We start from the raw sequence: 12,517 nt of genomic DNA on the forward strand, positions 1-12,517 counted from the left end.
TCAGGGTAAGTGTCCATCAGGCGGGAGGCGTTGATGCGCTTATCTGCGATCGATGGATAATTGTCCTCTTGAGGTAGCGAACGACGGGCAGTTCGATCAGCAGGTGGACGGCAACTCCCGTCGCTAACGCCACGGCAAATCCGGTCACTACGAGCGCGATTGTGGCGCTGATCGACGTGAGCGGTGGAACTAGTTTGCTGATTCCTTGAAGGACGAACGGGTGAGACAAGTAAATCGCATAACTCGACGCCCCCAGAAGTTGCACCTTGCTATTAGTGACGACGATCCCGGATCTCTCTAGCGACAGGGCACTAACGAGAATTATGACGCTGGGCACGCCAGCAAGGATCCACCGTGGCCCCGATGGCCAAGCGAACATGTACGCAACCAGCCATACAATCGCGGCAAGTAGTATCCATTGCGCCCATTTTATCGTTGCGCTTGGTTGGCGGTTTGCCAAGTAACCGATCCACATTCCAAATACGAACTCGAGAATGATCGATTGCCCTAGGAAGGCAACTGGAACGGGCGCGGGATTGGTAAGGGAAACGACGACGACTAGAGCCACGATGAACGTCGAGGCAGCGATGACGCTTCGTCTTATTCCGCCGAACAAAGCAAGAAAAACGGAGAATATTGTATAAAAGAACATTTCATAATTTAATGACCATCCGACAAAAAGTATCGGAAATACTGAACCATCTTGTCGCTCGTAAGGTATAAATAAAATAGACTTGAATAAATAAGAGAAATTTGCCTGTGTTGATCCCAGTAGATTGGGAAAGAAGATTGCAATGCTGAAAACGCCAAGCGTAAGAATCCAGTAAATTGGTGCAATTCGGACTAGTCTGCTCTTAAAAAATTCGGTCGCGCTCGGATTGGTCTTGATCGTACTATGAACGATCACGAAGCCGCTTAGCACGAAAAAGAGATCTACACCTACGTTGCCGAATGCCAGCATACTCTGCGAGATGCCTACGGAAGCGACGAGGTCCTCTACATGAACAAATAGGACGAGGAACACGGCGAATGCTCGCAATGCCTGAAAGTTATAGATCATTCAATTTGCTCTCAAACATTTGGGAGCGTCTAAACCAAATTTCTGATCGGCAGGCAACAGCATGACCAAAAAGCCCGATTGCTTGAGACAAGGTGTTCCAGTTTGGTGCAATTCAGCCTAGACTAATTAAACGGATACTATAATATTAATTTCAATAGAGAATCTATATCAATGGCCCGATCGGTAGTTCATTTGTGATCTCCCGGTCAGCCCAAGAATTGGGGCACGCTTGTTGTAGGCTTCACGGGGGAAGGTTATTCTAGATGTCAATACCGATTGTTCAAAGTGTACGGTTAAAGATAGGCCAATGACCGACGCTTCGCGCCTCACCACCCATCATCCTTCAGCCGCCGCACTCGCGGCCCATCGTCCTTCTCAACCTTCCGTGCTTTCCCCTCACCCGCGCGTTTCCGCCTGCGCGCGGATATCGGCCAGCTTCGCCTCGAACTCGGCCTCGTCGCGCGCTTCCTCCTCCGGCGTCAGGCGGGGCCCACGTTCCGCTTCGAGCGCGTTGAGGCCCCGCGCCCGGCCCTCGGCAAAGCGTTCGGGCGCGCGGTTGCGCAGCATGAACATCAAAAGCCGGTCGTTATAGACCCGCCGCGTGCCGACCAGCTTGCCATAGGAATAGACCGGTACCTCGATGCCGTTCAGCGCGCGGTCCATGGCGGCGTCCTCGATCCGCTCGATCCCGAGGTCGAGCGCGGCGGCCCACGCCTTGCGGAACTGCTCGGCGCCCGGCTGTCGGCGCAGGTAGTAGGCGCTTTCGGGCGTCATCCCCGCCGCATTTGCCGCCGCGCGCACCGAGCCGTAGTCGGCAAGGCGCTCGATAAAGGTGCGCTGGCGTTCGGGTGTCCACCCGTCATGCCGCTGGCACTTGCGCGGCACGGGGGTGAAGGTGGGCAGCTTGGTGGCGGGCTTGCGGGTGGTCATGCGAAGGGGCTCCGGTCGGCAAGGGGCGGGCTGCATGGACGCTTCATGCGCGTGTAGGAAAGGTGTTTGTGGCTTGCGCCGGGGCAGGGGCGGCAATAGGGGGCGGCCTTTGGCGTACCGGGTGGTCGAACGAGGTTTGCAGCAGTGACAGCAGCACAACAGGCGAATGCGCATGAGCGGCTTGGCCGTCCGGTCCTGTCGGTCATTTCGCCGAGCTACAACGAGCGCGACAACATGCGCGCCTTCACCGATGGGCTGGCAAGCGCGCTCAAGGGCATCGAGTGGGAGCTGATCGTTGTCGACGACGACAGCCCCGACGGCACCTATGAGGAGGTGCTGACAATCGGAGCGGTCAATCCGCGCGTGCGCTGTATCCGGCGCGTCGGGAGGAAAGGGCTGTCGTCGGCGGTGGTGGAGGGCATTCTGGCCAGCTCCGCGCCGGTGGTGGCAGTGATCGACGCCGACATGCAGCACGACGAGACGGTGCTCCCGCAGATGCTGGCGAAGATCGACGACGGGGCCGATCTGGTGGTCGGCACGCGCTATGCGGGCGGCGGCTCGACCGGCACCTGGGGCGAGGGCAGGGTGCGGATGAGCGAGCTGGCCACGAAGATGAGCCAGCTGCTGATCGGCAATGCCACCTCGGACCCGATGAGCGGTTTTTTCATGGCGCGGCGCGATTTGGTGAACAATCACGTCTACGACCTGTCGCAGCAGGGGTATAAAATCCTGCTCGACCTGATCGCCTCGGCGCCGCCCGCCACCCGGATCGAGGAGGTGCCCTATACCTTCCGCGAACGCACCGAGGGCGAAAGCAAGCTCACTCTCATGGTGCTGGCCGAGTTCCTGTTCCTGCTGATCGAGAAGCTGACCGGAGGCCTGATCCCGCCACGCTTCGTGCTGTTTGCGATTGTCGGTGTACTGGGACTGGCGGTGCACTTGTCGGTGCTCAACCTGATGGGAACCTTGCAGCCGAACTTCATGGTGGCGCAGACGGCGGCGACTTTCGTGGCCATGGTGTTCAACTTCATCTTGAACAACCAGTTCACCTTTCGCGACAAAAGGCTGACCGGCGTGCGGATGATCGTGGGGCTGGTGGTGTTTATCCTGGTCTGCTCGGTCGGCGCGATTGCGAACCTTTCGGTGGCAAACTTTGCACAGCAGGAGTTCGGCAACTGGAACGTGGCGGGCGTGCTCGGCGCGCTGATGGGATCGGTGTTCAACTTCGGCGTTTCGTCCACGCTGGTGTGGAACCGGCGTAAGAAGAAGCGGCGCGTCTCGGCCTGATCGGATTAGTCGATCCGGTCGAACGGCACTTCCGCGCCGTTCTGATAGAGCGTCAGACCGGTGATTCTGTCGCCATCGCCGGCAAATACAAGCCGCGCGTTGACGACCTTTAGGAAGAATTCGCGCGGCCCCTCGGCAAAGATCGGGAAGGCCGGTTGCGAGGTCAGCTGCGCGAATAGCTGGCTGCCCTCCCGGGTGATCGCGAGCCGGGCATTGTTTGCCATGCGATAGGTGCCGACGAGCGGAGCGAGCGCTTCAGGCGGCAGCGTGATTTCCTGACGGTCCGGCACAGGTTGGGGCGCGGGCGGGACGTTTGCTTCGGCTGCGCGCGGTGTGCCGAGCAGCGCGTGGAACGCGAGGTCGGCAGCAGAGGGCTCGGCGGCGGAATTGGTGAGGCCCACCACCGCGCGCGCCGTTTCCGGCTGCACGGCGAGATGGCTGCGGAAGCCCCCGGTGCCGCCGCTGTGGTTGAGCACTTCGCCACCCGGTGCGGGCAGGATCATCCAGCCGAGCGCGGTTTGGTTGTCCGTGCCCGCTTGATCGGTCCGCTCCGACAGCGTCAGCGCCATGGCCTCGGCGATGGGAGAGGCTGGGTCCATCGCCGCTTCGGCAAAGGTCAACAGGTCGTCGGCGGTCGAGCGCAGCCCTCCGGCACCTACCAGCACCGACATGTTCCAAGGCTTGGCAACGCGCAAATATTCGTCATGCGGTTCGGCGAAGCGCCCCTGCATGTCGGGCCTCAGCACAATGGCCGTATCCTCCATGCCGAGCGGATCTAGAATGCGCTCTGTAACGAGGCTCGCGTAGTCTGTCCCTGCCGCGCGCGCGAGCACGTAGCCGAGCAGGCCCACCCCGAGGTTCGAATACTCGTAGCGCGCACCCACCTCGCGCGGCAGCGAGTAGCCGGCAAGGAAGTCGAGCAGCATCGCTTCGGTATAGTCGGCATAGGGATCGGCTGGATCGCCGAAAGGCATGTTGTCGGGCAGGCGCGGCAGGCCCGAGGTCTGTAGCGAAAGGTGGCGCAGCGTGATCTCGCTGCCGCTGGCCCCGCGCGGCATCCGCACACCTGCGGGGAGGTACGTCTCCACCGGATCGTCGAGCGACACCTCGCCTTTCAGCGCCATGTCGGCGAGCAGCAGCGCGGTGAACACCTTGGTGATCGAGCCGATCTCGAACACGGTATTGCCATCGAATATGGGGCCACCCTGCGGCTGGGCCGTGACGATCCGGCGCGCTCCGTTCTCGCTGATGCCAAGCACGAACCCGGCTCCGGGGCGCTCGGCAACGCGCTGCGCCAGCAGCGGGGCCAGCGCATCGCTGGCCGGCACTTGCCAGTTGGCGGGCAAGGCACTGCGCCGCGGCCGCTGCGAAGCGTCGAGCCGCTGCAGGGTCAGCGGCCAGCTTTGCCCGGCCTGTGTGAAAGTGCCCTGCCAGGCTTCCGCTTCGGGCACCCATGTCGCGGCATAGCTGGCCTCGGCCGCCGGAAGCGCGAAGGCCAGAGCGGTGTCGCTGGCCTCGATTGCTGTTAGCGGGATGCCGAAGCTGTTCTGGTCGGGGCTGTCGAGCGTTCCGGTCAGCGTGCCATTGGCGTCGCGAGCGATCTCGACCACGATCTGCAGTGTCTGGCTGGGGGTAATGGCCATAGAGCCAGTCCACAGACCCTCGGTGCGGCCGGGCTCCTGCGCCGGGGCTACGGCTGCCACGGAGAGGAGGGCGAGAGCGCAAAGTGTGGCGATCCAGCGGATTGCGGGCATGGTCATGGCAATCGGTTTCCTATGGCGTTCTTGCTGGCATAGCACTCGGCTTGCGCCGCGTCAGCGCTGCATGGCATGGTCTGTTGCAAACGAGACGATCACCCGGGAGGCAGGCTATGGCAAGTGTGGCACAAGCGGATATCGAAAGCGGCGCGCGCGCAGTGCAGGCGCGGATGCGGTATGTCGATCCGGGTGACTTCGTGACCCGGCGCTATGTCAGTCAGGGAGTGGAGCTGAACACGGGCACCTATTCCGATCATGACGTGATCGTGCGCGACGCCATGCCGATCCGTGACCATTTCACGCTCGACACCCACGGCTTCATGCTCGCCGATGCGCCGACACAGGTGGCCGATCTTCACGACAAGGCGAGCGTGGAGGTGATCTACGAGCGCGAGGTGGAAGCGCACGTGAAGGCGCTGACCGGGGCAAATAAGGTGGTGGCACGCGGCTGGATGCTGCGCACAAGCGCCGACCTGTCCGAGCGCGCCGCGCAAAAGGTCGAGGGCTACCAGCACTCGGGTGGCATTCAGCCGACGGCGGGCGAGGCCCATGTCGATATCAACACCCACACCGCGCAGATGATGGCACGCAACACCTATGCGCAGCACTTCCCCGATGGGCCGGGCTACAAGCGCTTCCTCATCACCAGCTTCTGGCGCACCTTTTCCCCGCCGCCGCAGGACGTGCCGCTGGCGCTGTGCGACGGTCGCACCAGCTTCGGCGGCGAGGAGAAGTCGAACACGCTGTTCATCGTCGACGAGTTTCCCACCGGCGACGCCCTTACAAGGCCGGTCGAGGGTGAGGAGAACATGCTGGCGGCGACGATCTTCTCGCACGATCCTGCCCACCGCTGGTGGTATTTCCCGAACATGACGCGCGATCAGGCCCTGTTGTTCAAGTTCCACGATTCGGATCATTCGCGCACCTGGCGGTGCCCGCATTCGGCCTTCGTCGATCCTTCTGCGCAGGATGCAAATATTCGCGAAAGCATCGAATGCCGCAGCGTGGCCTTCTTCGAATAGGGGGCAACTTGCTGATTGCTTGCGTACTTCACTTGGCGTTCAGCGGCGCGCTGGCTATAGGCGCTGCATGATTATGGCATCCTTCTCGCGCAAGGCCCTGCTGGCCGCCCTGCTTTCCTCGGCCACGCTGCTGTCTGCCTGTGCCTCCACCGGCGGCGCCGAGGGCGACACCGCCTATGTCGCGCGCGATGTCGAATCGCTTTATCGCGCGGCGAAAGATCGGCTCGACCGGGGCGACCTCAAGCTCGCCGCCGGGCTGTTCGACGAGGTGGAGCGCCAGCATCCTTATTCGCCCTGGGCCCGCCGCGCCCAGCTCATGAGCGCCTTTGCCTATTATGCCGACCGCGACTACACCAAGGCCATCGCCTCGGCGCAGCGGTTCCTGTCCATCCATCCCGGCAACCGCGATGCGCCCTATGCCTATTATCTGATGGGCATGAGCTATTACGAGCAGATCAGCGATGTCGAACGCGATCAGGCCATCACCCGCCAGGCGCTTGCCGCGCTGACCGAGGTGACGCGCCGCTATCCGCGCAGCGAATATGCCGCTGACGCGCGCCTCAAGATCGACCTTGTCAACGATCATCTCGCGGGCAAGGAAATGGAGATTGGCCGGTTCTACGAGCGTTCGGGCCAGTGGCTCGCGGCGCAATTGCGCTTCCGCAACGTGACCGAGAAATACCAGACCACCAGCCACACGCCCGAGGCGCTGTACCGCCTCGCGGAAACCGCGCTGGCGCTGGGCATTCCCGAAGAGGCGCAGCGCTATGCCGCCGTGCTCGGTGCGAACTATCCCGGCAACGAGTGGTATGAGCGCGCCTATCGCCTGATGCAGGAGCACGAACCTGCGCGACTCAGCGGCGGCTAGGATTGCGGCGGGCCACGCGCCCCGATAAGGCTGAGCGCTTATGCTGACCTCGCTCGCCATCCGCAATATTGTCCTGATCGAGGCGCTCGACCTGTCGTTCGGCGCCGGGCTTGGCGTGCTCACCGGCGAGACCGGCGCGGGCAAGTCGATCCTGCTCGATGCGCTCGGCTTGATCCTCGGCAACCGCGCCGAAACCGCGCTGGTGCGTGCGGGCGAGAGTGAGGCGAGCGTGACGGCTAGCTTCGAATTTGCCACATTGCCCGAAGCCATCGCTGAGGCGCTGGCCGATGCCGAGATCGAGGTCGAACCGGGCGAACCGCTGATGATCCGCCGCAAGGTGCGCGCCGATGGCGGCTCGAAGGCTTTCGTGAACGACCAGCCCGCCTCGGTGGCGCTGCTGCGGTCTCTGGCCCCGGCCTTGGTCGAGCTGCACGGCCAGCATGACGATCGCGGCCTGGTGAACCCGCGCGGCCACCGGATGCTGCTTGATCGCTATGCGGGCAGTGACAGCGCGGGTGTGGCCGAGGCGTGGAATAGCTGGCGCGCGGCGGAAGATGCTTTGGCTCAGGCGCGCGAGGCTCATGCCGCACTGGTTGCCGAGCAGGATCTGCTGCTCGCGCACCTTGCCGAACTCACCGAAATTGCGCCCGAGGGCGACGAGGAGGCCGAGCTCGCCGGTGCCCGCGCCGACATGCAGAAGGGCGAGAAGCTGGCGGGCGATCTCGAAACGCTGCGACTATTGTGGGACGGCTCCGATTCGGCGCTCGCCCAGATGCGCAGCGCGGCGCGCCGGCTCGACCGGATCGCCGAAGAACATCCGCTACTGGCCGAGGCGCTGGCTGCGCTGGATCGCGCGGTGATCGAGGCGGGCGAGGCGGAGGAGAAGATGCAGGGTGCCGCCGATGCGCTCGCCTTCGATCCTGCCGAACTGGACCGGATCGAGCGCCGCCTGTTCGAACTGCGGGCGCTTGCCCGCAAGCACGATTGCCAGGTCGACGATCTGCCCGCGAAAATGCAGGAACTGCGCGCGCAACTTGACGGCATCGAACTGGCGGGTAGCCGCGAGGCCGAGCTGGTAAGGGCCGCCGAACAGGCAGGCGAGGTCTATCGCGCCCGCGCCGAGGCTTTGCATGCCACCCGCGTTGCTGCGGCCATGCGTCTGGACGAGGCGGTGGCGGGCGAACTGGCGCCGCTCAAGCTCGATGCCGCGCGCTTCCGCACTGCAGTCACCGAGCTGGAAGAGGAGCGCTGGGGCCCGCACGGGCTCGACAGCGTCGAATTCCTGATCGCCACCAACCCCGGTGCTGACTTCGCGCCGCTCGCCAAGATTGCGAGTGGCGGCGAGCTGTCGCGCTTTATCCTCGCGCTTAAGGTGGCTTTGGCCGAGCAGGGCGGGGCGGCAACGGTGATCTTCGACGAGATCGACCGCGGCGTGGGCGGGGCGGTCGCCTCGGCCATTGGCGAGCGTCTGTCGCGGTTGGCGGGGGCGGACGGGCAATTGCTCGCGGTCACCCACTCGCCGCAGGTGGCCGCGCGCGGGCGCACGCATTACATGATTGCCAAGTCGAGCGAAGGCACGGTCACGCGCACCTCGGTCGTGCTGCTTGACCCGGAGGGGCGGCAGGAAGAGATTGCACGGATGCTGTCGGGCGCGGAAATCACCGCCGAGGCGCGCGCCCAGGCAGACCGGTTGCTGGAGGGAGTATGATGATGCGCGGACTTTTGAAGATGGCAGGCCTTGTGGCCGTGTCCGGCTGCGCCGCGGTTCCTGGCGGGGACGAAGCGATGCCCGCTCCGCTGCCGAAGCTCTCGCAGCAGCAGGACACGCCGCAACTGGCGCTGCTCGACTACGCGCTGATCGATCACTTCGCGACGCTGCCCAAGCCGACGACTTGTGTTGCCGCAAACGACGGGCGCACCCCTGAGGCGCTCGACACCGAGGGCGAGACCGCGCTGATGGAACGCCACCCGCGCCTCGCTCCGTTTACGCGCTGCGTGCTGAGCGACGGCAACTGGATCGACGCCGAAGTCGAAGAGGATGCTCTGAACGAGGCCATGGTGGTGGAACTCGCGAACTTCACCTGCGCCGATGAGTTTTCCTGCACCGGCTGGGTCCGCAAGGTGCGCGGGATCGATGGCATGACCACCAGCCGCTTTGGGATGGAGTGGGGTGCCAACGGCTGGGTTATCGCTCCAGCGCCGGTGCGGATTGCTGAATGAGCGAAGGAGGCGCTAGGGCCCCCTCCTCTTCAGAGGAGGGGGTTGGGGGCGGTGGAGCAACGCGCGAAATCTTGCTCAAGCGCGCCGTAGAAATGCGTCGCAATCCCAGTGAGCCAGAACGCCGCCTGTGGATGCAGCTGCGCCAGCGTCGCTTTGCGGACTTCAAGTTTCGCCGTCAGGCTGTGCTGGGTGCGCGGATTGTCGATTTTTTCTGTCCTTCCAAAGGACTGGCCATCGAGATCGACGGGGACACGCACGATCCTGAGCAGGACCAGCGCCGCGACAGAGCGCTCGAACAGGGGACCGGGTTCCGCGTCGTTCGGTTCACCAATGAAGAGGTAATGCGAAATATGGAAGGCGTGATGATGAGGCTGGCAGAGGAACTGGCGTTGCGCGCTGATCGCTGGCCGGGCGCTCACCACCCCCCGGCCCCCTCCTCTCAAGAGGAGGGGGAGTCGTGACCATCTCCGAAGCCGACGCCGCCAACGAGCTGATGCGGCTCGCAAAGCAGATCGCGCGGCATAACCGCCTCTATCACGCGGAGGACGCGCCCGAGATTTCGGACGCCGAATACGATGCGCTGGTGCGCCGCAATGTCGAGCTGGAGGAGGCTTTCCCGCACCTGATCCGGCCGGACAGCCCTTCGCAGGTCGTGGGGCACGAGGTCGCTTCCTCGCCGCTAAGCAAGGTCACGCACGAAGTGCGGATGATGAGCCTCGACAACGCCTTCTCCGACGAGGAGGTGGCGGATTTCGTCGCCCGCGTGCGCCGGTTCCTGTCGCTGGCCGAGGATGAGCCGGTCGCCTTCACTTCGGAGGACAAGATCGACGGGCTTTCATGCTCGCTGCGCTATGAAGAGGGCAAGCTGGTTATGGCCGCCACGCGCGGCGACGGGCAGGTCGGCGAGAACGTCACCGCCAACGTTGCCTATATCGCCGACATTCCGCAGCAATTGCCCGAAGGCGTGCCCGAGCTGTTCGAGGTTCGCGGCGAAGTCTATATGGAAAAACAGGCATTTGCTGCGCTTAACGTGGTTCAGGAAGAGGCTGGCGGAAAACTCTTCGCCAACCCCCGCAATGCTGCGGCAGGATCGCTTCGGCAGAAGGAAGCGAGCGTCACCAAGGCACGGCCCTTGCGGTTCTGGGCGCACGGCTGGGGCGCGGCGAGTGACGTGCCCGGCGACACGCAAAGCGAGGTCGTGGCAAAGCTGAAGGAGTGGGGTTTCCCCGTCTCGCCCGATTTCCGTCGCTGCGCCGATGTGGGCGAAATGCTGCAGGCCTACCGCAGCATTGGCGAGGGGCGGGCGGGGCTGCCTTACGAAATCGACGGCGTCGTCTACAAGGTCGACCGGCTCGACTGGCAGAAGCGGCTCGGCTTTGTCGCCAAGGCGCCGCGCTGGGCGCTGGCGCACAAGTTCCCCGCCGAGCGCGCCGAAACGACCGTGCAGAGCATCGACATTCAGGTCGGTCGCACCGGCAAGCTGACCCCGGTCGGCAGGCTAGCCCCGGTGCTGGTGGGCGGGGTCACCGTCACCAACGTGACGCTCCACAACCGCGACGAGATCGCCCGCCTCGGCCTGCGCGTGGGCGACCGGGTGGTGATCCAGCGCGCGGGCGATGTGATCCCGCAGGTGGTCGACAACCTCACCCGCGACGAAGACCGCCCGGCCTACACCTTCCCCGACCATTGCCCCGAATGCGGCAGCGAAGCGGTCGCCGAGGAGGGCGAGGTTGACGTCCGCTGCACCGGCGGGCTGATCTGCCCCGCACAGCGCACCGAGCGGCTGAAGCACTTCGTCAGCCGAGGTGCGCTCGATATCGAGGGGCTGGGCGAGAAGACCATCGATCAGTTCTTCGCGCTCGGCTGGCTGGAGAGCCCGGCGGATATCTTCCGGCTGCGCAAGCGCCGCGAGCAGATTCTCGCGCTTGAAGGCTGGCAGGAGAAGTCGGTCGACAACCTTCTCTCGAGTATCGAGGCCAAGCGCGAACCCGATGCAGCGCGGCTGCTGTTCGGGCTGGGTATCCGCCACGTTGGCGCGGTGACGGCGCGCGATCTGATGAAGGGGCTGGGCGACATTCATCGTCTGCCCGAAAAGGCGCTGGAGATTCACACCTACCGGCAGGAGCACCCTCGCGGCGAGGACGAGAGCGAGGGCAAGTTCACCGCGCGCATGGTCGAGCAGATCAAGGCGATCCTCGAAGTGCGTACCGACGGCATCGGCATCGCGGTCGGCTTCGCGCTGGCCGACTTCTTCCACGAGGAGCACAATCGCACAGTGTGGGACGACCTGCTGAGCGAGGTCAGCCCGCCGCTCTACGAAGTGGCGACGATCGACAGCGAAGTGGCGGGCAAGACGGTGGTGTTCACCGGAAAGCTCGAAACGATGAGCCGCGATGAAGCCAAGGCGCAGGCCGAGCGGCTCGGGGCCAAAGCGGCAGGCACAGTCTCCGCCAAGACCGACCTTGTCGTGGCCGGCCCCGGTGCGGGCTCCAAGCTCAAGAAGGCGGCCGACCTCGGCATTGAGGTTATCGACGAGGCGGGCTGGGCGGAAATCGTGGCGGCGGCGGGCTAAGCGCGCGGGAACAGCACCAGGGCCAATGCGCTATAGAATCATGGCCGATGCAAAAACTGCGCAGCTCTATCGCATGGTGATGGAGAAACACGTCTGCCCCTATGGCGTGAAGTCCAAGTGGCTGCTCGAGCGCAAGGGTTACAAGGTCGAGGACCACTGGCTCACCACGCGCGAGCAGACCGACGCCTTCAAGGCCGAGCATGATGTGAAGACCACTCCGCAAACCTTCATCGATGGGAAGCGGATCGGCGGCTATGACGCGCTGCGCGTCCACTTCGGCGATTGGAAACCCGAAAGCGAGCGTGCCGAGACTTCCTACCGGCCGGTTCTTGCGGTGTTCGCAGTGGCGCTGGCGCTGGCTGTGTCGCTCGGCCTGTGGGCTTTCGGCACGGTGCTTACGCCGCGTGTGGCGGAGTGGTTCATCGCCTTCTCGATGGCGATGCTGGCCATGCTCAAGCTGCAGGATGTCGAGCAGTTCTCGACCATGTTTATAGGCTACGATCTGCTTGGGCGGCGCTTCGTGCCCTATTCCTATGCCTATCCGTGGTTGGAGGCGCTGGCGGCGGTTCTGATGGCGGGGCACTGGCTGCCCTGGCTGTCGATCCCGGTCGCGCTGTTCATCGGCGGAGTGGGCGCAGCAAGCGTGTTCTACGCGGTCTATGTGCAGAAGCGCGAGATCAAGTGCGCCTGCGTGGGCGGCGGATCGAACGTGCCGCTCGGCTTCGTATCGCTCAGCGAAAACCTTGCGATGATCGCCATGGCGCTGTGGATGCTCCTCGCCGCTGCCACATGATGTCCGCG

At 63.8% G+C, this 12,517-nt stretch carries 11 protein-coding genes; 8 read left to right on the top strand and 3 right to left on the bottom strand.

Annotated features, from left to right (window positions below; all coding sequences use genetic code 11):
- Nucleotides 1-16 precede the first annotated feature (16 nt).
- Nucleotides 17-1,060, bottom strand: a complete 1,044-nt coding sequence (locus ABDJ38_RS02775; RefSeq protein WP_346783547.1) for an acyltransferase family protein — start codon at nucleotides 1,058-1,060, stop codon at nucleotides 17-19.
- Nucleotides 1,061-1,456: 396 nt separating this feature from the next.
- Complete coding sequence (locus tag ABDJ38_RS02780; RefSeq protein ID WP_346783548.1) at nucleotides 1,457-1,990, bottom strand: hypothetical protein; 534 nt, start codon at nucleotides 1,988-1,990, stop codon at nucleotides 1,457-1,459.
- Nucleotides 1,991-2,134: 144 nt separating this feature from the next.
- Here ABDJ38_RS02780 and ABDJ38_RS02785 point away from each other — a divergent pair, with 144 nt between their 5' ends.
- Nucleotides 2,135-3,277 (top strand): glycosyltransferase, encoded by a 1,143-nt coding sequence (locus ABDJ38_RS02785; RefSeq protein WP_346783549.1) that lies wholly within the window; start codon nucleotides 2,135-2,137, stop codon nucleotides 3,275-3,277.
- 5 nt (nucleotides 3,278-3,282) lie between these two features.
- Here the strand turns inward: ABDJ38_RS02785 and ABDJ38_RS02790 are convergent, their stop codons facing one another.
- Nucleotides 3,283-5,037 (bottom strand): serine hydrolase, encoded by a 1,755-nt coding sequence (locus tag ABDJ38_RS02790; protein ID WP_346783550.1) that lies wholly within the window; start codon nucleotides 5,035-5,037, stop codon nucleotides 3,283-3,285.
- A gap of 110 nt (nucleotides 5,038-5,147) precedes the next feature.
- On the opposite strand from ABDJ38_RS02790, the gene ABDJ38_RS02795 reads away from it, so the two are divergent.
- The 7 genes from ABDJ38_RS02795 to ABDJ38_RS02825 all read left to right on the top strand — a co-directional run bounded on the left by ABDJ38_RS02795 (nucleotide 5,148) and on the right by ABDJ38_RS02825 (nucleotide 12,509).
- Nucleotides 5,148-6,056, top strand: a complete 909-nt coding sequence (locus ABDJ38_RS02795; protein ID WP_346783551.1) for a CmcJ/NvfI family oxidoreductase — start codon at nucleotides 5,148-5,150, stop codon at nucleotides 6,054-6,056.
- Nucleotides 6,057-6,123: 67 nt separating this feature from the next.
- Nucleotides 6,124-6,924: an outer membrane protein assembly factor BamD gene (locus ABDJ38_RS02800; RefSeq protein WP_346783552.1), complete on the top strand. Its 801-nt coding sequence runs from the start codon at nucleotides 6,124-6,126 to the stop codon at nucleotides 6,922-6,924.
- 40 nt (nucleotides 6,925-6,964) lie between these two features.
- Nucleotides 6,965-8,632 carry a DNA repair protein RecN gene (gene recN, locus ABDJ38_RS02805; protein ID WP_346783553.1) on the top strand — a complete coding sequence of 556 codons (1,668 nt, stop codon included), beginning with the start codon at nucleotides 6,965-6,967 and terminating at the stop codon, nucleotides 8,630-8,632.
- A gap of 2 nt (nucleotides 8,633-8,634) precedes the next feature.
- On the top strand, nucleotides 8,635-9,144 hold the full coding sequence (locus tag ABDJ38_RS02810; protein ID WP_346783554.1) for a hypothetical protein: 510 nt from the start codon (nucleotides 8,635-8,637) through the stop codon (nucleotides 9,142-9,144).
- A gap of 131 nt (nucleotides 9,145-9,275) precedes the next feature.
- Nucleotides 9,276-9,605 (top strand): endonuclease domain-containing protein, encoded by a 330-nt coding sequence (locus ABDJ38_RS16935; protein WP_429771083.1) that lies wholly within the window; start codon nucleotides 9,276-9,278, stop codon nucleotides 9,603-9,605.
- A 32-nt stretch (nucleotides 9,606-9,637) separates the two neighbouring features.
- Entirely contained in the window at nucleotides 9,638-11,716 is a 2,079-nt protein-coding gene (gene ligA, locus ABDJ38_RS02820) for an NAD-dependent DNA ligase LigA (RefSeq protein WP_429771084.1), read from the top strand.
- 40 nt (nucleotides 11,717-11,756) lie between these two features.
- On the top strand, nucleotides 11,757-12,509 hold the full coding sequence (locus tag ABDJ38_RS02825) for a MauE/DoxX family redox-associated membrane protein (RefSeq protein ID WP_346783557.1): 753 nt from the start codon (nucleotides 11,757-11,759) through the stop codon (nucleotides 12,507-12,509).
- Nucleotides 12,510-12,517 lie beyond the last annotated feature (8 nt).

Source organism: Aurantiacibacter flavus (assembly GCF_039710615.1).
Taxonomy (GTDB): domain Bacteria; phylum Pseudomonadota; class Alphaproteobacteria; order Sphingomonadales; family Sphingomonadaceae; genus Alteraurantiacibacter; species Alteraurantiacibacter flavus.

Bases quoted from the DNA above. Each gene is read 5' to 3' on its own strand.
- ABDJ38_RS02775 (WP_346783547.1), bottom strand. From the start codon at position 1,060: ATGATCTATAACTTTCAGGCATTGCGAGCATTCGCCGTGTTCCTCGTC.
- ABDJ38_RS02780 (WP_346783548.1), bottom strand. From the start codon at position 1,990: ATGACCACCCGCAAGCCCGCCACCAAGCTGCCCACCTTCACCCCCGTG.
- ABDJ38_RS02790 (WP_346783550.1), bottom strand. From the start codon at position 5,037: ATGACCATGCCCGCAATCCGCTGGATCGCCACACTTTGCGCTCTCGCC.
- ABDJ38_RS02795 (WP_346783551.1), top strand. From the start codon at position 5,148: ATGGCAAGTGTGGCACAAGCGGATATCGAAAGCGGCGCGCGCGCAGTG.
- ABDJ38_RS02800 (WP_346783552.1), top strand. From the start codon at position 6,124: ATGATTATGGCATCCTTCTCGCGCAAGGCCCTGCTGGCCGCCCTGCTT.
- recN (WP_346783553.1), top strand. From the start codon at position 6,965: ATGCTGACCTCGCTCGCCATCCGCAATATTGTCCTGATCGAGGCGCTC.
- ABDJ38_RS02810 (WP_346783554.1), top strand. From the start codon at position 8,635: ATGCGCGGACTTTTGAAGATGGCAGGCCTTGTGGCCGTGTCCGGCTGC.
- ABDJ38_RS16935 (WP_429771083.1), top strand. From the start codon at position 9,276: ATGCAGCTGCGCCAGCGTCGCTTTGCGGACTTCAAGTTTCGCCGTCAG.
- ligA (WP_429771084.1), top strand. From the start codon at position 9,638: ATGCGGCTCGCAAAGCAGATCGCGCGGCATAACCGCCTCTATCACGCG.
- ABDJ38_RS02825 (WP_346783557.1), top strand. From the start codon at position 11,757: ATGGCCGATGCAAAAACTGCGCAGCTCTATCGCATGGTGATGGAGAAA.